Origin of the sequence: Ulvibacter litoralis (assembly GCF_900102055.1) — a bacterium.
In the GTDB taxonomy this organism is placed as follows: domain Bacteria; phylum Bacteroidota; class Bacteroidia; order Flavobacteriales; family Flavobacteriaceae; genus Ulvibacter; species Ulvibacter litoralis.
Genome location: NZ_FNBA01000001.1, coordinates 1,146,343 through 1,171,578, shown reverse-complemented (window position 1 = coordinate 1,171,578; position 25,236 = coordinate 1,146,343). Strand labels below are relative to the sequence as shown.

Here is a 25,236-nt window from a genome sequence, read left to right as displayed (position 1 = left end):
TTTCCGGCAAAAATACAAGAAGCTAAGCAAAATGGCGCTAATTAATCAAGAAAAAGAATATAACTACGACGCTCCTAACTGGGAATGTTAAATTAATGTAAAACTTAGGAAACTTATTTTGTTTTTATAGTTTCCATGCGTTACATTTGCAATCGATTATGAGAGATAAAATTATACTAAACGCATCAAAATTATTCTTAAGCATTGGCTTTAAGAGCGTTACCATGGACGATATTGCCCAAGAAATGGGGATTTCTAAAAAGACGATTTATTCGCATTTTAGTAACAAAACTGAATTAGTTAAAGAATCTACGCTCTGTGTTTTTAACGAAATTTCGTGTGGTATCAATACGATTACAGAACTTCATAAAAATCCAATTGAAGAATTGTATGAAATTAAAAAGTTTGTTTTAATGCATCTTAAAGGTGAAAAAACATCGCCACAATACCAACTTCAGAAATATTACCCTGAAATATACAGTGAGCTAAAGGATAAGCAATACGAAGCAATGCACGCGTGTACCGTGTCTAACTTACAACGCGGAGTTGCACTTGGCTTGTACCGCAAAAATCTAGATATAGAATTTGTATCTCGAATCTATTTCATGGGCGTTAGCGGAATAAAAGATGAAAAGCTTTTTCCGTCAGAAAATTTCTCGAAAGCGGCACTGATAGAAGAATTTTTAGAATATCACATACGCGGAATTATTACTGCCGAAGGCTTAAAAACACTTCATAAATTCACAAACGAAAATCAATCAATTTCAAATCAATCAAATGCATAAATCACTAATTATCATCTGCCTTTTGCTTTTTTCGACAGCAGGAAAAGCACAACAGAAAGGCAATTATAGTTTCAACTTAGAAGAAGCTATACAGTTTGCTTTAGACAGCAACTATACTGTTTTAAATGCACGTCGAGACATCGCAATTGCATTAAAACAAAAATGGGAAACAACCGCTTCGGGGTTGCCACAAATTGACGGTGCTGTAAACTATACAAACAACCTAAAACAGCCAGTAACATTACTTCCTGGCGAAATTGCAGGAGGAGCACCAGGTACGTTTGTACCGATAACTTTTGGAACAAAACAAAGTGCTTCTGCCACCGCTACGTTAAATCAGTTAATTTTTGACGGTAGCTACCTTGTTGGTTTAAAAGCGGCAAAGGCGTTTTTAGATTATTCTGAAAATGCTTCGGAAAAAACCTCCTTAGAAGTTAGAAAAGGAGTTATTAATGCCTACGGAAGTGTACTCCTTTCTGAAGAACTGGTCGCTATTTTTGAAAAGAACAAAAAGAATCTTGAGAAGAATATTTATGAAACGAGAAAGATTTATGAAAATGGTCTTACTGAAGAAGAAAGTGTTGAGCAGTTAGAAATTACATTGTTAGACATTGAGTCACAGCTTAACAATGCGAAACGAAGCGCTTCAATAGCACGACAAATGTTCAATGTTTCCCTAGGAATAGACGCCGACGAAAACGTTGAATTTAAAGACAGCTTAGACGACTTAGCACAGCAAAACATCAGCTTAACGCTTCTAGACGACACTTCAAGCATCGAAGAAAACGTAGATTATAAAATTGCTTACAACCTAACCGAACAACGCGACTTGGAAGTGCAATTGGCAAAAAGTAAGGCATTACCAACTTTATCTGCCTTTTTAAACTACGGAACTGCCGCAAACAGCGAGGAGTTTTCATTTTTGAAAAACGAACAAATTTGGTATCAGTCTTCTGTATTAGGGTTTAACTTAAACGTACCTATTTTTAGTAGTGGGATGCGAAGTGCGAAAACACAGCAAGCCAAGATTGCCCTTGAAAAGGCAAAAACGAGCTTAGACGAAGCAGTTCAGAATATAAAACTAGAAGTGAATACAGCCAAAAGCAATTATCAATTTGCAACAGAGAATTACGAAAACTCTAAAAAGAACATTGCTTTAGCCGAACGAATTGAACATAAAAATCAAATCAAATTTACTGAAGGTCTTTCAACAAGTTTCGACTTGCGACAAGCCCAAACGCAGTTATATTCTGCACAACAACAATATTTTCAATCGATGCTTGACGTAATCACTACAAAAGCTACGTTAGAAACCGTATTAAACAAACCTCAACTAAGAAACAACAACTAACTAATTACCTTGAAAAAAAACATACAGATGAAAAAAATAATTCTAATCCTACTAACTGCTATTACAGTTGCCTCTTGTGGAGGTGATGGAAAATCGTTGGATGCAATCATTGAGTCAGGTAATCTTGAAGCAATACATACTAAAAGAAACGAAATTGTTGCAGAACAAATTGAAATCAACAATAAAATAAAGCAAATAGATGTTGCTATTGCCAAATTAGACACGGTAAAGAAACTTCCTTTGGTAACAGCTTTTGAAGCAAAACAAAAACCTTTTAATCACTTCTTAGAGCTACAAGGAAATGTTGAAACCAAGAAAAATATCATTCTATACCCAGAATACTCCGGTTTATTAACTAGAGTATATGTAAAAGAAGGTCAGAAAGTCACAAAAGGACAATTACTTGCTTCTATAGACGATGGTGGTTTGTCGCAACAAGTCGCACAAATGGAAGTACAAGCAAATCTTGCTAAAACGACTTTTGAAAGACAACAACGTTTGTGGGAACAAAAAATTGGTAGCGAAATTGAATACCTTCAGTCGAAAGCGAATTATGAAGGGCAACAAAAATCTATCAATCAAATGCGATCACAAGTTGCTAAAACATCGATTAGAGCTCCTTTTTCAGGAATTATAGACGATGTAAAAAGCGAACAAGGAACTGTAGTTTCCGCAGGACAATCGGAAGTATTTCGTTTGGTAAACTTAAACGACATGTACATAGAAGTTGAAATTCCTGAAAGTTACTTATCCGATGTGGTTCCTGGAAAAACAGTAGAAGTAAACTTCCCAGTACTAAACGAAACGATTCAAACAAAAGTTTCGCAAGTTGGAAATTACATCAACCCAGGAAACCGTACGTTTAAAATAGAAGTAAATGTTCCAAATAAAGCTGGAAACATAAAACCAAATTTAACGGCTAAGGTTAAAATTAACGACTACACAAATCCAGAAGCGATCTTAATTCCGCAAAGTGTTATTTCTGAAAATGCCGATGGAGAACAGTATGTATATGTAACAACAAGAACTGGAGATTCTAACGAAGCAACGGCAAACAGAAAGATTGTTGTAACCGGTAAAACGGAAGGTGATTTTGTTGAAATCAATTCAGGAATCTCGAAAGGAGACACAATTATTAGTGAAGGTGCTCGTAGTGTAAAAGAAGGACAGACCGTTAAAATTTTAAGCGTAAACAACGATGAGTAAGAAACAAAAAAGTGTAAACAAGGAGTTTGCTTTGTCGTCGTGGGCAATTGACAACAAAACAACCATTTACGTAATCATTGGTATTATTCTATTTTTAGGTCTTTCGGCATATTTTAGCATGCCACGTGAAAGTTTCCCAGAAATAAAAGAAACTAAAATATATGTTAGTATTCCTTATCCTGGAAATACTGCCGAAGATATAGAGCGCCTTATTGTCGATCCTTTGGAAGACAAATTAAAAAACATTAGTGGTGTTTCTGAAATCACTTCAACCTCGCAAGAAGATTACGGTATTATTACTGTAGAATTTGATGACGACATTCAAGTGGAAGCTGCAAAACAGAAAGTTAAAGACGAAGTAGATTCTGAAAAAGCAGGTGAAGATTGGCCTACGTTTAATGGCGCCAAGGTTGAACCGAATGTATTTGACTTAAATCTTTCAGAAGAAACACCGATTAGTAACATTAATATTTCTGGTAACTATACGGTTGAAAAGCTAAAAGAATTTGCTGAATACCTTCAAGATGAAATTGAAGACCTTCCAGAAATTAAACAAGCTGATATTCGTGGAGCGCAAGACAAAGAAGTTGAAGTTGCGGTAGATATCTACAAAATGATGGCGGCTAGTGTTAGTTTTGACGATATTATAAACACCATCCGAAATGAAAACATGACGATGTCGGCTGGAAATATGGTGACTAGCGGACAACGTAGAACCATTCGTATTTTGGGTGAAATTAGTAAGCCGTCTGAGCTTGAAAACTTTGTTGTAAAATCAAGTGACGGAACTGTATATCTAAAAGACCTAGCGACTATAAAATTTAAGGAAGAGGAAAAAACTACCTATGCACGTGAGTACGGACATAGTGTGGTGATGCTTGACGTTAAAAAGAGAGCTGGAAAAAACATGGTCGAAGCGGCTCGAAAAATCGAATTGATTAAAGAAGATGCAATCGCCAATGTATTTCCTCCAGATGTAACCGTGACCATTGCAAACGATCAATCTGAAAAAACAATCAATCAAGTAGATGATCTTGTAAACAATATCATTTTCGGGATTATCCTAGTGGTGACAGTATTGATGTTTTTCTTAGGATTTAGAAATGCATTGTTTGTCGGGTTTGCAATTCCGATGTCCATGTTCATGTCGTTTATGATTCTTTCGGCATTAGGCTACACATTAAACACCATGATTCTATTTGGTCTTATTATGGGACTAGGAATGTTGGTTGATAATGGTATTGTAGTGGTTGAAAACGTATATCGCCTCATGGAAGAGGAAGGAATGACACGTATTGAAGCAGCGAAAAAAGGAATTGGAGAAATTGCCTATCCTATTATTATCTCTACACTTACTACTGTGGCGGCTTTTGTCCCGTTAGGAATGTGGCCAGGAATGATGGGTGAGTTTATGATTTATTTCCCTATTACACTATCTGTTGTATTAGGATCTTCACTCTTTGTTGCCATCCTTTTTAATTCTATGTTAGTGTCTCGTTTTATGGACATAAACGAAAAAGCACTGACGAGAAAACAACTAATTAGACTCTCATTACTTCTAGGAGTTCCTGGAATCCTTATTCTTTTATTTGGAGGTTCATTAAGAGGTTTAGGAACACTAATGCTAGTTGTTGCTGCTAACTTTTGGATCTATAGATATGTACTAAAAAATTGGGCTAATTACTTCCAAAGAAATACATTAGTTTGGTTAGAAAACAAATACAAAGCCTTTTTAGAATTTGCTTTATCTGGCTACAAACCTATTATTTTTGTTGTAGGGACATTTTTATTACTTTTTGTAGTCTTCGGATTGTTTGGCGCCTCTGTTGCGAGTCAGCGAACCAACATTGAGTTTTTCCCAGACAACAAACCCAACCAGATTATTGTTTACATAGAATATCCTCAAGGAACCGATATTCAAAAAACAAATGCAATCACGAAAGAGATAGAACAACGTGTGTACGGTATAATTAACGACAGTGAATACGTAGATAACGGACGTAATTTCTTGGTCGAATCTGCTGTATCACAAGTGGGTGAAGGTGCTGGAAATCCGCAAACTGACGGAGGATCTTCTGCTGAAATGCCACACAAAGCTAAGATTACAGCTACCATGCGTGAATACAAAGAACGTAGAGGAAAAGATTCTGAAGTCTTACGTCAACGCGTACAATCTGAACTTTCTGGAATTTATCCTGGAGTTGCTATTTCTGTTGAAAAAGATGCTGCTGGGCCACCAGCTGGTTACCCAATCAACATAGAGATTGAAGGAGAAGATTATGACGAGCTTATTCAAACTGCTGAAAGAATGCGTAGTTTCATTAACTCTCGTAACATTGCCGGAATTGAAGAGCTTAAAATAGACGTTAACAAAGGAAAACCTGCCATGCAAGTGGTGGTAGATCGTGAAAAAGCTGGAGCACTTGGTGTTTCTGCGGGACAGGTCGGAAATCAATTACGAAGATCTTTATTCGGTGAAAAAGCGGGTGTTTATAAAGAGAATGGAGACGATTTTGATATTTACGTTCGCTTCAACGAGGATAATAAATACAACAAAAGTGCGCTCTTTAATCAAAATATAACATTTAAAGATGGTGCTGGAAAATTAAGAGAAGTTCCTGTTTCCGCAGTAACAACAGAGAAAAACACGTCTTCTTTTAGTGCGATAAAGCATCGTGATGGAAAAAGAGTTGTGATTGTGTATTCAGCGTTAAAACCGGGATATACTGATGCTGGTGCAATTGTGTCGCACATACAAACTGAAATGGCGAACTTTAAAGACCTTCCAAAAGGGGTTTCTATAGATTATACTGGTCAGATAGAAGAGCAAAACAAACAAATGAGTTTCTTGATGGGTGCATTTTTCTCAGGATTAGGGTTAATTATGCTCATTTTGGTATTCCAATTTGGTTCTATTTCAAAACCAACGATTATCATGATTGCGATCTTTTTAAGCTTCATAGGTGTATTTGGCGGTATTTTAATCACAGGTGCTTCTTTCGTAATTATGATGACCATGATGGGGATTATTTCGCTCGCCGGAATTGTAGTAAACAACGGAGTCGTATTACTAGATTACACACAACTCCTTATCGATCGAAAATCGGTAGAACTTGATTTAGACGAGGATGCGTTATTACCAAAAGAAGACGTTAAAAACATTATTATTCAAGGAGGAAAAGCACGTTTACGCCCTGTATTGTTAACCGCTATTACCACTGTACTTGGGTTAATACCGCTTGCGATTGGTTTTAACATCGACTTCTTTTCGTTATTTGGAGAGTTTGACCCTAATATATATATGGGTGGAGATAACGTAATTTTCTGGGGACCTTTGGCTTGGACCGTAATTTATGGATTGATTATAGCTACTTTCCTTACGTTAATTATTGTTCCTGTTTTATTTTACATGGTGCATCGAATGAAACTTCGCATACACAAATGGCGATCGGGTTCAAAAAAACAACCTATTGTTTCTGAAACGATATAGCATAAAAAAAACCCTTTCCGTCTGGAAAGGGTTTTTTAATTATGGTACTAATTATAATTGATTATTGATTTTCTGTTAATGGTGTTGGAAATTGTTCAAAAGTTCCATCTCCAGATCTGTCTAATGGCAATTCATTTAACCTGTTGAAACGTCTTAAATCAATCCAACGATGTCCTCCTTCAGCAAAAAGAGAATATCTTCTTTGCGTTAAAATTTCATTCACTAATTCTGCTGGAGAAGTACCTCCTGTGTAAGGTCCAATTCCTGCAGCATTTCTAATGACATTTATAGCGCTTACAGCAGTTGAAGGGCTTGAAATATGATTTGCTTCAGCATACAACAAAATTAACTCTTCATTTCTAATAATAGCGACAGGGTCTATATTGCTTTCATAAATGAATACATCGTAAAAACCTGTTAGATTAGATTGCGTTAAAGGGTTTGGGACCATATTTCCATTACCATCATCAATCATTCTCTCCACGGCTTTACTTAAACGAGCATCGTTAGCTTCAGCATCTTCTATAAAAGAAGGGTGCACTATTCTAGCATTTGCTCCTGAAGCGTTTAAAGAGAAAAACAATGGATTAGGAAGATCTGCTCCCGTAAGTGAAAAACTATAATAAACACCATTGTATAAATCTCCAGCTAAATCCATAAATGAATTTTGAAGTAACGAATTCGCAGAGGCATAGTTCCCTCTGTAAACTTCCACACGAGCTGCTAAGGCTCTGTTGAAAGTTAAAAAACTAGAAGGAGTTGCTACGCTAGCAAATCCTGAAGGCACCATAAACGGGAAGCTTCCCCCTCCATTTGACAAGTCGGATGCTGCACTAGATAGTAAGTTAAATACTTCTGTTAATGCTGTATTATAATCTACAAACTCCCCTAAATTATCCGGGTCAGAAACATCAATCCTAATTCCGTTTTGATACTGCTGATTTAATACCATTAAAAGCTCATGCGCTTTTAAAGTATTTGCAAAACCTTTCGATGCTGCTATTTCTTCCGCACTAAAATCTGCAGTCGTATTTTCCAATCCTTCCAATAAAAGATTAATATCCTTTATTGTAGCATATCTTGAAGCATAAGGGTTTGTAGTATAAAAGGTATTATTATCTAAAATTCCAGTTAATAAATCTCCTGTCCATCGTGGATCGGAACTTTGAAATCTCCAATATTCACGTCCGGCAACTGCTTGTGCATCCACTTGAGTACCTAAAAACACTCTCATGTCCGACAAAGCTCCAGCCATGGCTACGTCTAATTCACCTCTTGACAAATCTGATGATACAGAATCTGTTGTGGGTCCATTTAAGTTTTGACCGTCTTCGACCTCACAAGAAACTGTGACCAAACCAATCAAAACTGCAACTAAATATATTTTTATGTTTTTCATATTCTTCTTTTTAATATTAAAAATCAACCGCTAAATGAAATAAGTAACGCTTCGAAGATGGGAATGGTGTTACTTCAACTCCTGAAGACAACCCATTAGAGCCAAAATTCGAAACCTCAGGATCGTAACTGTTATAATCAAAAATGTTGATTAAGTTATTTCCTGAAAATCCAATTTTAAAATTAGATACATAATCTTTAAATGCTGATTTAATTAACTTACTTGGAACCGTATAAAACAATCCAATTTCACGTAATCTTAAATAGGAAGCATCTTCAACGAATGGCGTTGCGTTTCCAGAAAGGAAAGCATTTACTCTATAATCTCCATTCGACATAGCACCACTTGGATCGAGGTTTGTACCATCATAGTCGAAACTAGTTTGTCCAAAATCTGTTAAAAGGCTTGATAAGTTGATATTATCTCCTCCTTTTTTCCAGTGCCATAAAAATGATAAATCAAAGTTTTTATAATTAAAGTTATTTGTAAAAGTCATTTGAAAATCTGGCTCTGCATTTCCTAAAACTACCAAATCACCATCAGCATTGTTCCCTACAATTTGGGTAGCACTTTCTCCTTCTTCAATTCTAAAAGTACCCAATCCTTGTCCGAATCCACCAAGATTAAATGGCTCTACATCCAAACGAGTTATTTCAGATTCGTTTTTAAAATATAAAATAGTTGTACTCCAGTTAAAGTTATCGCTTCTTACAACATCAGCATTTAACGAAAGTTCAATCCCTCTGTTTTCAAGGTTACCAGAGTTAGCCCATCTGCTTCCAAAACCTGAAGAAGGCTCATTATTTGCAAGAAGTACTAAATCGTCTACGTTTTTGTTGTAATACGTTGCTTCTAAATTTAATCTATTGTTAAAAAAGCCAGCATCTACCCCAAATTCTAATTCCTTTTGACGCTCAGGTACAATTGTAGGATCTCCAAGCGTTACTGGAACTACAATTCCTGGTAAACCATCAATTAAAGAACTCCCATAAGCTGTAAATAATGCTCCGTTTGGTGCAAAGTTCCCAGCTTCTCCATAAGCTCCTCTAATTTTAAATTGATTCATCGTTTCAAAATTGTTCCAAAAATCAAATTCATGGAAGTTAACTGCTAATGACGCTTTCGGATAATAAAACAATTTATTTGCATCTCCGTTATTAGAAGATTTGTCACCTCTAACCCCTAAGGTAGCAATAAATTTATTTTGATAATTAATTTCTTCTTGAGCGAAAAAACCAGCATCTTCTTGTTCTAATCTGTTTTGAGAAACACTAACATTTCCAGATTGGTCTAAATTTGTTTCAGTACCAATTAAATTTGTTGCAATGTTTCGTACGATGTTAACACTAAACGTTTGTTTTGTAATACCCACTTGAGTAGTAAACGCAAGATCATTATCAGTATTAAAGTCGTGTACTAAAAATGCAGAATAATTCGCATCTTTATTTTCAGCTGAACCTAATGCACTTAAACCATTAAGCCCTCCATTTGAAATCTTCTGAAATTGAAGTTCCTTCGGAAAAATAGCTTTAGTAACCAATTGATAGTAATCGACACCTGCGCGTAATTGTAATTTCAAACTAGAATTTTCAGCATCATATATATTAAAATCAAGAGTCGCCCCAGTAATAAATCTATTAACTGTTTCTCTGTTTGTAATTAAATCTCTTGTTTGAAGCGGGTTAGACCCTCCATAAGGGTTGTCTGGATAATTTCCATTTTCATCAGGAAACAATTGTGCCCAAGGTGGTGTAGATGTTAAAGACACCCCTATTGTGGTCCCTGTATTATCATTGTTAAAAAACCCTCTGTCCGCATTTGAGTTAATGTAATTACTGCTAACAGAAATTTTCGCACGTTTATCTAAAAACTTATGCTCAACATTTAAACGAACCGATTTTCTATTATAACCCGTATTTTTCACAATACCATCTTCTTCACTATTAGAAAACCCTGCATAAAAGGATGTATTTTCAGAACCTCCAGACACATTAACACTTGTGTTATTAATAAAGCCTTCTTCACCATAAATCTCTTTTTCAAAATTTGTTAAGGTTCCGTTTGCTTGTGCTTCAGCAAACAATGCGCCATTTCCTGGCCCAAAAGCAGCTTCAGCAATGTCACGAGTATAAGTTCGTTGCCCTAAAGGATTCAACATGGTATTAAAACCAACTTCTTGAGACAAAGAAACTTTTGTTTCACCACGTTTTCCTTTTTTGGTTGTTATTAAAATAACCCCTGCAGCAGCACGAGATCCATAAATTGCAGCGGCAGATGCACCCTTAAGCACTTCTATACTTTCAATATCATCTGGATTAATATCTGCTATACGATTTGAAGGGTTGTCTTGACTTGAAGGATTTCCTCCTGAAGCAGCACCAGAAACAGCATTCAATCCTGCTGCCGAAACACTACTATTATTTACATAAACACCATCTACGATATATAACGGCTGTGAGTTACCATTTATCGAGGTTACCCCTCTAAGTTTCACTGAAATTCCACCACCGGGAGCTCCAGAACTTTTTGTTACCAGTGCTCCTGCAAATTTCCCTGCCAAAGCTCCATCTAACGTTTGAGGAGGTGTTCTTCCTGAAATATCTTCAGCAGATATGGAAGCAACAGCATTTGCAGAGTTTGATCTTTTTACTGAGGTTGCTAGCCCTGTTACGACTACTTCGTCAAGAGCCTGAGCAGACTCAACAAAATTAATAGTCATTGGAGCAGCTGTATTTACTACTTGTTCAACTGTTTCGTAACCTAAAGATGAAAACACTAAAGTTGCGGGCAAATTGGGAACGTCAATGGTAAACTTACCATCAATATCTGTTGTCGTTCCGTTAGTGGTTCCTTTTTCAATTACATTGGCAAAGGGGACAGTGTCTCCGTTTTTATCAAGAATCTTTCCTTTTAGCGAGGTTTGTGCAAACACTAAACATGGAAACAGAAATAATAAAAACAGGAAGGTCCTGCGAGTAGAGTTTTTTTGTTTCATAATTTATTCATATTGATTAATTCAGTGGTAAGTTAATAAAGAATTCTCCTTTTTTTTGCATTTGTAGCTTAATTAACACAAAAATTTAAGGAATTATATAAAGGATAGACAAAAATTTCTTTTCCAATTTTTTAATGCATTGCATATATTATCTTTATAAATTTGCAACTTCTACAAAAGTAGTTAGAACTTAATTTTTCAAAATGTACAGAACGCATTCTAATGGCGAATTAAACGCCTCAAACATAAACCAACAAGTAACATTATCAGGTTGGGTACAAAAAATTAGAAATAAAGGCTTCATGGTCTGGGTAGACCTTAGAGATCGTTATGGCATCACGCAATTAATTTTTGATGAAGAGCGCACGCCTAAAGCTATGATGGAAACAGCCGCTAAATTAGGACGCGAATTTGTAATACAAGTTTCAGGAACCGTTATTGAACGTGAGTCTAAAAACTCAAAAATGGCCACTGGAGACATTGAACTATTAGTTTCTGAAATTACGATTCTGAACGAATCACTTACACCTCCTTTTACTATTGAAGATGAAACAGATGGTGGTGAAGACCTTAGAATGAAATATCGTTACCTAGACATTAGAAGAAACCCAGTACGAGAAAACCTTATTTTTCGTCATAAAGTAACCATGGCAGTTCGTAATTTTCTTTCTGAAAAAAACTTTGTCGAAGTAGAAACTCCGTACCTTATTAAATCTACTCCTGAAGGAGCTCGTGATTTTGTAGTGCCTTCTCGCATGAATGAAGGTCAATTTTATGCGCTTCCGCAATCTCCGCAAACCTTCAAACAATTATTGATGGTGGGGGGAATGGACAAATACTTCCAAATTGTAAAATGCTTCAGAGATGAAGACTTACGCGCCGATAGACAGCCAGAGTTTACGCAAATTGATTGCGAAATGGCATTTATCGATCAAGAGGATATTTTAAACACTTTTGAAGGCTTAACACGTCATTTGTTGCAGGAAATTAATGGAGTTACTCTTGAAACATTTCCAAGAATGACCTATGATGAGGCTATGCAAAAGTATGGTAACGACAAACCTGACATTCGCTTCGGAATGGAGTTTGGAGAGCTTAACGAAGTAGCACAACACAAAGACTTTGGTGTTTTTAACCAAGCAGAATTAGTAGTAGGTATCGCAGTCCCTGGAGGAAACGCTTATACGCGTAAAGAAATTGACAAACTGATTGATTGGGTAAAACGCCCTCAAGTAGGCGCGTTAGGAATGGTTTACTCACGCTGCAACGATGATGGTACCTATAAATCTTCCGTAGATAAATTTTACGACCAAGAAGATCTTGCAAAATGGGCAGAAGTAACTGGAGCTCAAAAGGGAGATTTAATCTGTGTGCTTTCAGGAGCTAAAAATAAAGTACGCGCTCAATTAAGTGCGCTACGTATGGAATTGGCCGAAAGACTTGGTCTTCGTAAAGCGGATGAGTTTGCTCCTTTATGGGTTATCGATTTTCCTTTATTAGAGTGGGACGAAGACACACAACGCTACCATGCAATGCACCATCCTTTTACCTCTCCAAAACCAGGGCAACTAGCATTACTAGAAACCAATCCTGGCGACGTAAAAGCAAACGCATACGATTTAGTACTAAATGGAAACGAAATTGGAGGAGGCTCTATTCGTATTCACGATAAGAAAACACAAGCATTAATGTTCGATTACCTTGGGTTTACACCAGAGGAAGCAAAAGCTCAATTTGGATTTTTAATGGATGCCTTCCAATACGGAGCGCCTCCTCACGGTGGTTTGGCCTTCGGACTGGATAGACTGGTTGCTATTTTAGGCGGTCAAGAAACGATTCGAGACTTCATTGCCTTCCCAAAAAACAATTCGGGACGCGATGTCATGATCGATGCGCCTGCACCAATAGACAATGCACAACTTGAAGAACTAAGCTTACAACTCAATATAAAATCGTAAATTTAAAATCCTGCTTTTTGCAGGATTTTTTACTACTATAGCACTATGCCTAAAAAAACGCTTTTAAAGAAATTTTTAATATGGCGCATAAAGCATATTTCAAACAAACAGTTTATTTACATTGTAAGTATTCTTTTGGGCTTTACGTCGGGCGTTGGTGCAGTTATTATTAAAAACACAACCCACTTTATACAGTTACTCCTTGAAAAGAAATTAATAAAAGACTACCTCACAGCCTTCTATTTTATCTTTCCAATTATAGGACTAACCCTCACCTATCTCTGTATTCGGTATGTGATTAGACAAAAAGTAAGTCACGGAATTCCTTCTACATTATATGCTATTTCGCAACGAAAAGGCTTCATGAAAGCCCATCAAATGTTTGGAAGTTTACTTACCGCACCTTTAACGGTTGGTTTTGGAGGATCTGTCGGATTAGAGGGCCCTACCGTGGCAACGGGAGCCGCAATAAGCTCGAATATATCGCGAATGCTTCATTTAAACCAAGCAACGCGAACCTTGTTAATTGGATGTGCTGCTGCTGGTGCCATGTCTTCCATTTTTAAAGCACCCATTGCAGCTATTATCTTTGCGATTGAAGTATTTAGTCTCGACCTTACTTTGGCTTCCTTAATGCCGCTCTTATTAGCGTCACTTTCAGCAATTATTACGTCTTATTTTTTCTTCGGAAATGATGTCCTACTCCCTTTCAGAATTGAAGATGAATTCGGAATTCAACACGTTCCTTTGTACATTATTCTTGGGGTTGCTACAGGATTGGTTTCTATTTATTTCACAAAAACATACTCTTTTTTTCAATCCTTTTTTGAAAAAATTAGTTCGCCCATAAAAAGACTTATGATTGGAGGACTAGGAATTGGAGTCCTCGTCTATTTCATTCCGCCGCTTTACGGTGAAGGATTCGATGTTATTAATAATTTAGTACAAGGAAACCCTGAAATTGCCTTAGAAAACAACATCTTTCACCTCGATTTAACGAGTGCTTGGGTGGTTATTGCATTATTAGCAGGTCTCATCTTCTTCAAAATTATTGCAAGTTGTTTTACGTTTGGAGCTGGTGGTGTAGGGGGAATTTTTGCGCCTACCCTATTTATGGGAAGCATTACAGGTTTTTGTTCTGCCAAAATATTGAATACCCTAAATTTCTTTACGTCCAACATTTCTGAAAGTAATTTCACATTAGTTGGAATGACAGGAGTGATGGCAGGAGTGCTTCATGCCCCCTTAACAGCAATTTTCCTTATTGCTGAACTAACAGGAGGGTACGAACTATTTATTCCGTTAATGATTGCTTCTGTGATTTCATTTTCCATTACCAAATACTTTATTCCACATTCAGTATATGCAATGGAATTAGGCAAAAAAGGAGACTTAATTACTCACAATAAAGACCACGCAGTACTCACACTCATGGACATTAAAACCGTGATTGAACGCGACTTTGTTCCGGTTTATTTAGACATGACCTTGGGAGACATTGTACACAAAGCCGTTGTAAAATCGAATCGGAATTTATTTCCTGTTGTTAATAAAGCTACAAAAGAACTTGAAGGCATCATTTTACTAGACGATCTTCGCCCTGTTATGTTTGATCAAACTTTGTATAAAAAAATTAAGGCGAGTGATTTAATGCAAACCCCTCCAGCATACATCATGCTAGAAGAAAACAAAATGACTGATGTTATGAAGAAATTTCAAGATACGTCTGCTTGGAATTTACCCGTAATTAGCAACGGCAAATATTATGGTTTTGTTTCTAAATCGAAATTATTAACCGCATACAGACGAAAACTTATAGATTTTTCAACTAAATAAATCATGAAATATTTTTTACCCCTTTTATTCATAGCCGTTATTATTTTACTAGCTGTTGGATTCTACATAAAACCCGAAGATGAAGCTACAGGACATCTTTTAATTGGAAGCGCTATTGTTGTAGGTTTTTTCATATTAATGCCTTCATTTATTTATCACCGATGGAAAGATAAAAACGTAAAGGACTATATGCTAACCAAAGAGAACATTGAAAAAATGCAAGAGTACCAAAAAGACAAGAAGTTATAAATCAATTACTTTTTTGTAAATATTTTTCTTAATGTTAAAAAACCGCACTACATTTATAGCTCAATAACACCAATTTTTAATTTATTTTTTATTACAATGGAAGGAACAGTAAAATTTTTCAACGAATCTAAAGGTTTTGGTTTCATCACTAACGATGATACTGGAAAAGACATTTTTGTACACATTACCGGATTAAATGGGGAAGCTCTTAACGAAGGTGACAGAGTAGAATATGTAGAAGAAGAAGGAAGAAAAGGAATGGTTGCAGCTCAAGTGCGCGTACTCCACGACTAAGTATATACGATACAACCTAATAGATATAAGCCTCTAATCACAATGAACTTAGAGGCTTTTTTTATGACTTAATTTAAGTTGCGCTTCTCTATAAAAAATTGCTTCAACAAATTAGAAGCTTCTTCTTTCAAAACACCCCCTTTTAAAACTGTTTTGGGATGCAGCTTCGTGTTTAACGAAATACACCCTCTTTGTTCATCACGAGCGCCATATACGATGGTTGAAATCTGACTCCAAAAAAGAGCTCCTGCACACATTTGGCAAGGTTCAATCGTAACATATAGTGTGCATTTTTTCAAATACTTTCCACCTAAAAAGTTTGCTGCTGCGGTAATCGCTTGCATTTCGGCATGTGCGGTTACATCGTTTAACGTTTCAGTTAAGTTATGTGCCCTTGCTATAATTTGATTGTTACTTACAATCACCGCTCCAATTGGAATTTCATCTTTAGCGTATGCAGCTTCCGCTTCCTGAAGTGCTTTTTTCATAAAATACGCATCGTCGTAAGGCTCAATCATAATGTATTCCTGTTGCAATTAGTTTCTAAACGCAAAGTAACAAATTATCCAATCTATTATTTAACAAATACCGAATAACTGTATCTTTGCGATGTGTCAGAAAACAAATTAGATAGCATCCAATTCCCAAGAGATCTTCGGAAAGTGACGCAACAAGACTTACCTCAGATTGCGCAGGAACTTCGCGAATTCATTATAGATATCGTTGCGGTTAAAGAAGGGCATTTAGGCGCAAGTTTAGGCGTTGTAGAACTCACCATTGCATTGCACTATGTTTTTAACACTCCTGAAGACAAGCTCGTTTGGGATGTGGGTCATCAGGCTTACGGACATAAAATACTCACGGGACGAAAAGATGTTTTTCACACCAACAGAACGCTTGGAGGCATTAGCGGATTTCCAAAAATGGCCGAAAGTGAATACGATGCCTTCGGAACGGGACACAGCAGTACCGCCATCTCTGCCACTTTAGGAATGGCCATCGCAGCACAATTAACAGGAAATACAACCAGACAACATATTGCTGTGGTTGGTGATGCTTCCATTGCAAGCGGAATGGCTTTTGAAGCCTTAAATCACGCGGGCGTAACCGACACCAATATTTTAATCATACTAAACGACAACGCCATTGGTATTGACCCTAGCGTTGGCGCATTAAAAGCCTATTTTACAAAAGTAAAACTTGATGAAGCTTCAGAAAAAGACAACATTTTTGAAGCATTAAACTTTAATTATACAGGTCCAATCGACGGTCACGACTTAGATACGTTACTTTCAGAATTAAACAGATTAAAACACATAAAAGGTCCCAAAGTACTTCATGTTATTACTAAAAAAGGAAAAGGACTTCGGCAAGCAGAAGAAAATCAGGTAACCTATCATGCTCCTGGTAAATTTGACGCGAAAACGGGCGACTTACTTCCCAAAGGCACCGAAAAAATTCCGCCTAAGTTTCAAGATGTGTTTGGCAAAACAATGGTCACTCTCGCCAAAAAGAATGAGAAAATCATTGGAATTACACCCGCGATGCCTACTGGGAGTTCTTTAAAATATATGATGGAAGCGTTTCCAACACGTGCTTTTGACGTGGGAATTGCAGAACAACATGCGGTAACTCTTGCTGCTGGATTGGCTTCGGAAGGGTTGTATGTGTATTGTAATATTTACTCTACATTTTTACAACGTGCCTACGACCAAGTAATTCATGATGTTTGCTTGCAGAAACTGCCCGTTATTTTCTGTTTAGACAGGGCTGGAATTGTAGGTGAAGATGGCGCCACCCATCACGGTATTTTTGACATTTCGTATTTACGCTGCATTCCAAATTTAATAATTGTCGCACCACGAAATGAAATCGCCCTGCGAAACATTCTTTATACTGCTCAATTAGGATTGAATTTACCCATAGCCATACGTTACCCGCGTGGCAGAGGAACCCTTTTGGATTGGGAACTGCCTTTTTCAGAACTAAAAATAGGACAAGGATCGCTTTTAAAGGAAGGTACTGATGTAGCACTCTTAACGGTGGGTCCTATTGCTGAAAATGCATTAGAAGCCATTAAAACCTCTTCAGCTTCAGAAAAAGTGGCGTGTTATGACATGCAATTTATAAAACCGCTGGATGAAGAACTACTACACCATATTTTTAAAAACTACAAAACAATCATTACGATTGAAGATGGCGCTATTGCAGGGGGTTTTGGAAGTAGTATTGCTGAGTTTTCAGTAAAGCATCAGTATTCAAACACCATTGAGATTCTAGGTGTGCCCGATGTATTTCTAGAACATGCTAGTGTGCACGAACTTCAAAGTATTGCAGGAATTTCTTCCGAAGCAATTCAAAAAACCATTGAATTATACGTATAAAAAAGAGGCTTCTAAGAAGCCTCTTTTTAAAATTCTGTTCTAACTATTGATTACTCAATAATCAACTTAGCAGTATGTGCGTAATTTACACCTTCGATTTGAACAACATAAATACCTGTGTTCAAGTTTTCAGCGTTAATATTTACTGAAGTATGTAACTCAACATTTTGAGTAAATACTACTCTACCATTAAGATCAACAATAGAAACTGTTACATCACCAGCATCTACAACAGAGCTAATGTTAATGTTTCCATTAGATGGGTTTGGATAGATTGCAAAGTTATTATCAAGTTTAGTATCTGCTGTACTTAAAAGGCAACCAGGAGTTGTTGGTACATCAAAAGCTTCAGTACCATCACTTCTACTTGCTGAACTACCTTGACTAGCACTAAGACCCATACCTCTTCTTGCAAATGCTTCCCAAATTAAACATTGGTTAGCACCTCCATTGTTCAGTCTGTCAGCTAATAAAATAGCATCTCTACCATCCTCGAAACCAGGATTACAAGGTTGTAACTTCATACCATCCATCACTAATTGTAATGCGATGTTATTTCCAGCAGTACCTGTGTAAATATCACCGATAGTTCCACCATTAGCATCAATTAAATCCCAAGTCATTTCCCAAAGCATTGCAGTCCAAACTGAACCTACACCGTGAGGTACTGATTCTGTTTTGATATTATCATATGTATGAGGATTAACTGTAAGGTCTGTACTGTAAGGGTAAGTTCTAATACCAGTACCAGTAATTGGCTCACCAGTAGCATAAGTTCCAATACCTCTAACATCAGGACCTAAGTCACCTTGTTCCATAGTAAGCATTAAACCAATATAATCACTCCAACCTTCACCCATTTGCTCAGCATTTTGCAAGCAACCTACGTTTGTTGGTCCAGCAGTTAATCTATTAGAAACACCATGTCCGTATTCGTGTGCAACAATACCATTATCAACATCACCATCTAACATGTAAGGTCCCGTTTCGAAGATAGAACCATTTACTGTAGCTGATGCTAATTCAGTAATAAAAGCCTCACCGTCTGCTTGAGAAACCATAATAGAAGGAATAGTAACATCTCCACCATTTACACCAGGTCCCATAATAATTGGAGCTCCAGCTTCATTGTTTACTACAATTGCTGCAACAGCACCTGCGTTTTGAGCAGCTAATACTTTAAATCCAAATTCACATTCTCCTCTTCGGATTACTGCAATTTTACCAGAAAGTGCTCCTCCATTAGTAATTACATCACAAGCATCTGTTGGATCTGTAGAAACACCAGAATCATCATCTAATACAACTACTAAATCTTCTGTAATAGGAGTTGCAGGTAATGGTGGTCCAAAATTCGCAGGAATACCAGTATAATCTCCAGCTAAAGGTCCGTTGTTAATCGTTAACGGCTCACCAGCAGGTCCTGAAGCAGTCCATAAGAACATTTGCATTCTTGGTCTTTGTCCATCTGGTGGTGTAGCGAAGTTTGCATTATCAGTTCCAGAACCATCTTGTGCTTCTGCAATTACATAATCGTTTCCATTTCCAGGATTTCCGTAGTTGTTTTGTTGAAAGTTTCCAGCTTCTTCGTCAAATCCGTATTGGTACAATACATCATGCAAGATATTATTCATATAGAATAAGTTTGTAATCGCTGCATCCCTCATGTTTCCAGGAGATGTATTAAAGTTAAATGCAAAGTCAAAGTCTAAAGTAGCTCCTCCATCTGGAGAGTACCCAACCCCATTATTTCCATCTGCATCCTCTTGTGCCCAAACGTTGTTACCTCTAGTAATTGTAAACTCATCACCAGCTACTCCGTCAAAATCATGCCATCCAAAAGGAGATGCTGTAGCATCTGCAGGCTCAATTACTAACTCATCAGATCCGTGACTTGGACTTTCAACAGGAATAGGAAATACTCTGTATTGCTCTCCAGCTAAAAGCTCAAGATTGGTAGGTGCTTTGTCTTGAAACAAAATACTTTGTCCTCTTGCAGCAACTTCATTTGTATGACTTGCATGATTAGTATGCGCTTTAGAATTAACACTACAGCTAACTACCCAATCATGAGTACTTAATAATGCTCCAGTTACTGCATCTACACGTACACTGTAGTAATGAGAACCATCTAAAAGATAGATGCTTAAATCCCACGCTAAACGTAAGTTGTTGTCTTCAGTTGTTTGGTACACTAATTTTACAGGAATGTTCTCTAAAGAGATACTTCCATTAGAATACACATAAGAATGCGCTCCAACTGTCTCTATAACCTGTAAGTTCGAAGGTGCTTGAATCCCTAAAGAACTCGCTGCCGTTGCAATTGCTGCCATTGCAGTATTACTTGGGTTTGTAGCGTTTACTTTTTGAGAAATATTCTCAGTAAAAGAAAGGTTAGCGTTTACAACGTTTCCATTTCTAATTGCAAAAGTAGAAGTTGAATTAAAAACTTCTATTCCTTGATGTACTTGATTTACATATACTACATCAAGTTCCATGCTTTTTGAGAAACTTTGTGAACTAATTTCGATTTCCCCAATATCTTGAGGTTGTAGTCCTAGCTCTGCGCGATTACTACTCAAATACGAGCTAATCACACTACTGTAGTCTTGCGCTGAAACAACACTCACAGTAATAAAAGCTAGTAAAAATAATGCTTTTTTCATGTTTTTTTTTAGATTAACATACGAAATACAATAAGCTATATTCCATAATAAGGTTTATTATTAATTTCTTTAGTTCATAAAAATATCATAAACATTGCAAATATCTTACAATATCCTACTATTTAACACTAAGATTGACAAATATAAGCGATTAAGGGGTTTTTGTTAAAGATATTTCAGATTAATTTCTTTAGAATCCTATATACATAATCGTGCTATCAAAATCCTCAAATGGCCTATCAATTATGTAGACTTAATTTCTCTGCCTGTATTTAAAGATCTCCTTTTATCTTCTGAAAGTGTTGCAATGCATTCCCATCTGTAAGTCTTGAAATATAACTGCAACATTCCATCAAGTAATCATAGACATTCTGATTTTCTGAAATATTTCCTTTAAAATTTTTCAAGATTAACGCATCATAATGGCGATTGCCTCCTTTAAAGTAATTTTCAAAAGCTGTTGTATACACATCTAGCAACGTTGCCAAAATTGTATATCCAGCAATTTCCTTATCTACTACTTCACTACTTTGATATACTTTTTCAACACTAATCTTTATAATATCATCGATTTGTGCCTTGTATTTACTTTTATCGAGCAATGCTTCGGAAAAATTACCTTCTAAGATAGCGGCTTCATTTTCAATAAAAATTGAGGCGGCTTCTCCTATTAATGTGCTTATCGCTAACGACCTTAAATACGCTAGTCGATCTGAAGGCAACTTTAAACTACTATATTTTTCAGTATTAAGAGACTTTTTTACTAGATTAATTAAATATTCTAACGCAAACTCTTCATCAATTAGCCCTAAATTAATTCCATCTTCAAAATCAATAATGGTATAACAGATATCGTCTGCTGCTTCTACCAAAAAGGCCAACGGATGACGGCCATAACTTACATCATTGGCTTTCCCTCTTTTTTGCAACCCTAATTCTTTCACGACCTCTTCAAAAAAAGGAATGTCCGATTGAAAAACACCAAATTTCTTATCGGCAATGTGTTTGGTAGGTTTTTTAGGTAGGGACTCTTTTGGATATTTCATAAAAGCACCCAATGTTGCGAACGACAATCGCAATCCGCCCTCTACTCCGTTTTTAGATTCTGTAACTATTTTGAATCCGTTTGCGTTCCCCTCATAACTTACAAGGTCTTGATATTGCTTGTCGGTAAGTTGCGACTTGAAACGTTTTCCGTTGCCGTTTAAAAAGTAATCTCCAATCGCTTTTTCACCACTATGGCCAAACGGTGGGTTTCCAATATCGTGTGCTAAAGCTGCCGCAGCGACAATAGCTCCAAAATCGTTGAAATGGTGTCCGTGCGTGCTTTGTAAGTGTGGATGTTTTTCGAGTATTGCTTTCCCTACGGTGCGTCCTAAAGAGCGTCCTACAACAGAAACTTCCAAGCTGTGTGTTAAGCGAGTGTGAACAAAAGACGTTTTAGAAAGTGGAATTACCTGTGTTTTGTCTTGTAAACTTCTAAAGGCAGACGAAAAAATTACACGATCGTAATCTACTTCAAAACCCAAACGAGTTTCATCTTGCTCTATGCGTAATCGCTTGTTGGTATCGCCTTGTCTTCGTAAAGACAAGAGTTTTTCCCATTGCATCATTGTAGTAATTTATTTGCTAGCAAGATACTATTTTGTTCAGAAAAAGTACTGAAAAATGACAGGAAGCCTCGTAACGTTTAGGTAACCTTCTTATCACAAAAGCGTAATCCCCAATTAACACAGGCTTTACATTATAACGGTTTCTTTGCCCCAAGAAATTTAAACTAAGTAATGAGAACATTTTTAACTATCCTTTTTTTATCAATTGCAACTATCACTTTTGCACAACAAACAGGATCAATTGTAGGTAATTTAACGGATAAAGATTATAACAACGAACCTTTGCCTTTCGCAAACGTTATTATTAAAGACACTTCAACAGGAACTACTTCAGATTTTGATGGATTATACGCTTTAGAAAACCTTGAGGTTGGAACATACACTATTGTATACAGTTTTGTAGGATACGAATCTGTAGAGATTGACAACATTGTTGTAGAAGCTAATAAAGTAACAACGGTAAATGTTCCTATGGGTGCAAGTGCAGCTGCTCTTGATGAAGTAGTTATTAAAACAACCACTCGTAAAGAAAGTGAAGTTGCTTTATTATTGGAACAGAAAAAAGCAATTACAACAAAACAAAGTATTGGTTCGGCAGAACTGTCTCGTAAAGGAGTTGGAGATGTGGCAACGGCTGTAACCAAAGTAACAGGAATCTCGAAAGATGAAGGTACTGGAAATGTATTTGTAAGAGGTTTAGGAGATCGTTACAACATTACAACCCTAAACGATTTACCATTACCTTCTAACGACCCTTCTAAGAAGAACATTAGCCTTAGTATTTTCGATACTGATATTCTAGAGTCTATCGGAATTGACAAAACATACAATGTTCAGAATTATGGAGATTTTGCAGGAGCAAACATCAACATCGTTTCTAAAAACTATAAAGGAAGTGGTTTTTTTGAAGTGGGTTTTGAAACTGGAGTAAATACCGCTACGGTTGGAGAAAGTGACTTTTATTTAAATGAAGGCCCTAACAAAACAGGTTTTTACAAAAAAGACTATCCAGCTTTTCCATTAACCAACTACAACTTTGAAACAAGCTGGGATAGAGAGCGTACTTCAATGCCTGTAAATTCTGGTGTTTCGTTAAAAGGAGGAGATTCATTTAGAATTGGCGAAGACACAAAAGTGAGTCTATTTGGTGTGGGATCTTTCAGTAACGACTACTCATTTAGAGAAGGAATCTCTAGAGGGGGTGTCAATGTTAGCTCGGTACAAGACAGTGATTTTGATTTTTACAATTACTCATACAACACCAACACTACGTTAATGGGTAACTTAGGAATAAAAAACAAAGGCACTCAAATAAACTACAACGGTCTCTACTTAAACATTACAAGTCAACAGCAAAAAGAATACTTAGGGGTAATAGACAAGGATGATGATGCTTCTGAAGGAGGTGGATTTATTCAACGTGCAATTTTTGAAAGAACCTCTTTGATTTCTCACCAACTTTTAGGTGACCACGAAATTGGTGACCGTTTTGAAGTGAATTGGGGTGGATCTTACAACTATCTAGAAAACTTAATGCCAGACAGAAGACAGGTTACTTTAGTTCCTGTAGCGGCAAATGATCCTGACGGACCTAAATCCTTTCAGTTTGTATCTTCAGCTTCAGACAACAATCGCTTTTATTCTGAATTAGCGGAAGAAGAAGTAGCGGCTAGACTTGCTGCAACGTATAAATTCAGCAAAAATGAAGATGATGATTATAATGGAAAAGTTACTGTTGGGTACAACGGAAAGTTTAAAAACGTAAATTTTGAAGCGACACAATTCAACTTTCAAATTTTTGGAAATGTACCACAACCAACTGTAGATCCTTACAACGTTGATGCCTATTTCAATCAAGAAAACTTAAATAACGGACTTTTCAGAATAAGAACGTTTAGAGGTACTGTAGATCTTCCAAACGCCTTAGATCCTCAGTTTTACAAAGGAGATCAAACAATTCACGCTGGATATTTAAATTTCGAATATGCTTTTTCACCTAAGTTCACAGTACTTGCAGGAGTTAGAGGGGAGCAAATTAATCAAAACATCGAATGGTCTACTTCGCTTGGAGACGGAAGTAGTGATTTAGAGTCGCTTGAAATTCTTCCAGCCGTGTCGATGAAGTATGAATTAACTGAGAAGCAAAACTTAAAATTTGCAGCAAGTAAAACATACACGTTGCCACAATATAAGGAGAGAGCTTTATTCCTTTTCCAAGAAATAAACCAAGATTACCAAGGAAACCCTGGGTTATACGCTTCAACCGATTACAACGTAGATGTAAAGTGGGAGTTATTTCCACAATCTAATGAAATTGTTTCGTTAGGTGCCTTCGGAAAATACATTCAAAACCCTATCAATAGTTTCACGGTGGTCTCTGCTTCCAACGATATCTCTTGGGGTAACACAGGTGAAAAAGCAACTGCTTTAGGAGCTGAATTGGAACTTCGTAAGTCCATTTTCGAACATGAAGTAGACACTGAAGATGCGACTTTAAAAAACAACTTAAGCGCTGGTTTTAATGCTTCTTACATGATGACGAATCAAGACTTAGACGGTGAAAAAGTATTGGCTGAATCGACCGAAGTAGGAGCGCCAATTAGCTTTATTCCGACGTATAGCGAAACGGAAATCTCTGGAGCTTCAAACTTTGTTGCAAATGCAGATGTAAGTTATTACAAAGAATTTTCAGAAGATAAAAACATACAACTAACGGTTGCTGCCAATTACTTTTCAGACCGAATCTTCGCGCTTGGAAGTGTAGGAAAAGGAAACTTAATCGAAAAGGGAATTACAACCTTAGACTTTATCGCAAAAACACAACTAACAGAAAATATCTCTTTAGGGCTTTCTGCTAAAAACTTATTAAATCCAACAATTGAAAGATTTCAAGAAGCTGTAGACGGAACAACAAATCCTGACTTAGTCGACTTTCAACAAAAAGATGTAACCGTATTGTCATACAAAAAAGGGTATGATTTCAAACTTTCATTAGCATACAAATTTTAAT

15 protein-coding genes are annotated in these 25,236 nt (G+C 36.6%); 10 read left to right on the top strand and 5 right to left on the bottom strand.

The genetic code is table 11. From position 1 onward, the window contains the following. Nucleotides 1–158 precede the first annotated feature (158 nt). Genes BLQ00_RS05375 through BLQ00_RS05360 form a run of 4 tightly spaced genes read left to right on the top strand, consistent with a single transcriptional unit; the run spans nucleotide 159 to nucleotide 6,832 of the window. Nucleotides 159–785, top strand: a complete 627-nt coding sequence (locus tag BLQ00_RS05375; protein WP_093141501.1) for a TetR/AcrR family transcriptional regulator — start codon at nucleotides 159–161, stop codon at nucleotides 783–785. Next, the gene (locus BLQ00_RS05370; protein WP_093141498.1) at nucleotides 778–2,136 is read left to right on the top strand and encodes a TolC family protein; all 1,359 of its coding nucleotides are present in this window, start codon (nucleotides 778–780) and stop codon (nucleotides 2,134–2,136) included. Before BLQ00_RS05375 ends, BLQ00_RS05370 begins: the two co-directional genes overlap by 8 nt. A 27-nt stretch (nucleotides 2,137–2,163) precedes the next feature. After that, entirely contained in the window at nucleotides 2,164–3,342 is a 1,179-nt protein-coding gene (locus tag BLQ00_RS05365; RefSeq protein WP_093141496.1) for an efflux RND transporter periplasmic adaptor subunit, read from the top strand. Continuing rightward, entirely contained in the window at nucleotides 3,335–6,832 is a 3,498-nt protein-coding gene (locus tag BLQ00_RS05360; RefSeq protein WP_093141493.1) for an efflux RND transporter permease subunit, read from the top strand. The genes BLQ00_RS05365 and BLQ00_RS05360 overlap by 8 nt, the downstream gene beginning before the upstream one ends. Before the next feature lie 61 nt (nucleotides 6,833–6,893). On the opposite strand, the gene BLQ00_RS05355 is transcribed toward BLQ00_RS05360, so the two are convergent. Further along, nucleotides 6,894–8,231: a RagB/SusD family nutrient uptake outer membrane protein gene (locus BLQ00_RS05355; protein ID WP_093141490.1), complete on the bottom strand. Its 1,338-nt coding sequence runs from the start codon at nucleotides 8,229–8,231 to the stop codon at nucleotides 6,894–6,896. A 16-nt stretch (nucleotides 8,232–8,247) separates the two neighbouring features. Then, nucleotides 8,248–11,226, bottom strand: a complete 2,979-nt coding sequence (locus BLQ00_RS05350) for a SusC/RagA family TonB-linked outer membrane protein (RefSeq protein WP_093141488.1) — start codon at nucleotides 11,224–11,226, stop codon at nucleotides 8,248–8,250. Between the two features lie 203 nt (nucleotides 11,227–11,429). Between BLQ00_RS05350 and aspS the strand changes: the two genes are divergently transcribed. From aspS to BLQ00_RS05330, 4 genes are all read left to right on the top strand, one after another. After that, entirely contained in the window at nucleotides 11,430–13,184 is a 1,755-nt protein-coding gene (gene aspS / locus BLQ00_RS05345) for an aspartate--tRNA ligase (protein ID WP_093141486.1), read from the top strand. Between the two features lie 45 nt (nucleotides 13,185–13,229). Further along, nucleotides 13,230–15,020, top strand: a complete 1,791-nt coding sequence (locus tag BLQ00_RS05340) for a chloride channel protein (protein WP_093141484.1) — start codon at nucleotides 13,230–13,232, stop codon at nucleotides 15,018–15,020. Between the two features lie 3 nt (nucleotides 15,021–15,023). Continuing rightward, nucleotides 15,024–15,269: a hypothetical protein gene (locus tag BLQ00_RS05335; RefSeq protein ID WP_093141481.1), complete on the top strand. Its 246-nt coding sequence runs from the start codon at nucleotides 15,024–15,026 to the stop codon at nucleotides 15,267–15,269. Nucleotides 15,270–15,365: 96 nt separating this feature from the next. After that, the gene (locus BLQ00_RS05330) at nucleotides 15,366–15,563 is read left to right on the top strand and encodes a cold-shock protein (protein ID WP_093141479.1); all 198 of its coding nucleotides are present in this window, start codon (nucleotides 15,366–15,368) and stop codon (nucleotides 15,561–15,563) included. Nucleotides 15,564–15,631: 68 nt separating this feature from the next. On the opposite strand, the gene BLQ00_RS05325 is transcribed toward BLQ00_RS05330, so the two are convergent. Beyond that, entirely contained in the window at nucleotides 15,632–16,081 is a 450-nt protein-coding gene (locus tag BLQ00_RS05325; RefSeq protein ID WP_093141475.1) for a nucleoside deaminase, read from the bottom strand. Nucleotides 16,082–16,174: 93 nt separating this feature from the next. Here BLQ00_RS05325 and BLQ00_RS05320 point away from each other — a divergent pair, with 93 nt between their 5' ends. Continuing rightward, nucleotides 16,175–17,947, top strand: a complete 1,773-nt coding sequence (locus BLQ00_RS05320) for a 1-deoxy-D-xylulose-5-phosphate synthase (RefSeq protein WP_093141472.1) — start codon at nucleotides 16,175–16,177, stop codon at nucleotides 17,945–17,947. Between the two features lie 50 nt (nucleotides 17,948–17,997). Here BLQ00_RS05320 and BLQ00_RS05315 read toward each other — a convergent pair whose 3' ends face one another. Together BLQ00_RS05315 and dgt are read right to left on the bottom strand one after the other, a co-directional pair. Further along, entirely contained in the window at nucleotides 17,998–20,613 is a 2,616-nt protein-coding gene (locus BLQ00_RS05315; protein WP_093141469.1) for a T9SS-dependent M36 family metallopeptidase, read from the bottom strand. A 272-nt stretch (nucleotides 20,614–20,885) separates the two neighbouring features. Further along, complete coding sequence (gene dgt / locus BLQ00_RS05310; protein WP_093141918.1) at nucleotides 20,886–22,223, bottom strand: dGTP triphosphohydrolase; 1,338 nt, start codon at nucleotides 22,221–22,223, stop codon at nucleotides 20,886–20,888. 174 nt (nucleotides 22,224–22,397) lie between these two features. On the opposite strand from dgt, the gene BLQ00_RS05305 reads away from it, so the two are divergent. Beyond that, nucleotides 22,398–25,235 carry a TonB-dependent receptor gene (locus BLQ00_RS05305; RefSeq protein ID WP_093141467.1) on the top strand — a complete coding sequence of 946 codons (2,838 nt, stop codon included), beginning with the start codon at nucleotides 22,398–22,400 and terminating at the stop codon, nucleotides 25,233–25,235. Nucleotide 25,236: the final 1 nt, after the last annotated feature.

Excerpts from the sequence above, each read along its gene's own strand:
- BLQ00_RS05375 (WP_093141501.1), top strand. The coding sequence starts at position 159 with ATGAGAGATAAAATTATACTAAACGCATCAAAATTATTCTTAAGCATT.
- BLQ00_RS05370 (WP_093141498.1), top strand. The coding sequence starts at position 778 with ATGCATAAATCACTAATTATCATCTGCCTTTTGCTTTTTTCGACAGCA.
- BLQ00_RS05365 (WP_093141496.1), top strand. The coding sequence starts at position 2,164 with ATGAAAAAAATAATTCTAATCCTACTAACTGCTATTACAGTTGCCTCT.
- BLQ00_RS05360 (WP_093141493.1), top strand. The coding sequence starts at position 3,335 with ATGAGTAAGAAACAAAAAAGTGTAAACAAGGAGTTTGCTTTGTCGTCG.
- BLQ00_RS05355 (WP_093141490.1), bottom strand. The coding sequence starts at position 8,231 with ATGAAAAACATAAAAATATATTTAGTTGCAGTTTTGATTGGTTTGGTC.
- BLQ00_RS05350 (WP_093141488.1), bottom strand. The coding sequence starts at position 11,226 with ATGAAACAAAAAAACTCTACTCGCAGGACCTTCCTGTTTTTATTATTT.
- aspS (WP_093141486.1), top strand. The coding sequence starts at position 11,430 with ATGTACAGAACGCATTCTAATGGCGAATTAAACGCCTCAAACATAAAC.
- BLQ00_RS05340 (WP_093141484.1), top strand. The coding sequence starts at position 13,230 with ATGCCTAAAAAAACGCTTTTAAAGAAATTTTTAATATGGCGCATAAAG.
- BLQ00_RS05335 (WP_093141481.1), top strand. The coding sequence starts at position 15,024 with ATGAAATATTTTTTACCCCTTTTATTCATAGCCGTTATTATTTTACTA.
- BLQ00_RS05330 (WP_093141479.1), top strand. The coding sequence starts at position 15,366 with ATGGAAGGAACAGTAAAATTTTTCAACGAATCTAAAGGTTTTGGTTTC.
- BLQ00_RS05325 (WP_093141475.1), bottom strand. The coding sequence starts at position 16,081 with ATGATTGAGCCTTACGACGATGCGTATTTTATGAAAAAAGCACTTCAG.
- BLQ00_RS05315 (WP_093141469.1), bottom strand. The coding sequence starts at position 20,613 with ATGAAAAAAGCATTATTTTTACTAGCTTTTATTACTGTGAGTGTTGTT.
- dgt (WP_093141918.1), bottom strand. The coding sequence starts at position 22,223 with ATGCAATGGGAAAAACTCTTGTCTTTACGAAGACAAGGCGATACCAAC.
- BLQ00_RS05305 (WP_093141467.1), top strand. The coding sequence starts at position 22,398 with ATGAGAACATTTTTAACTATCCTTTTTTTATCAATTGCAACTATCACT.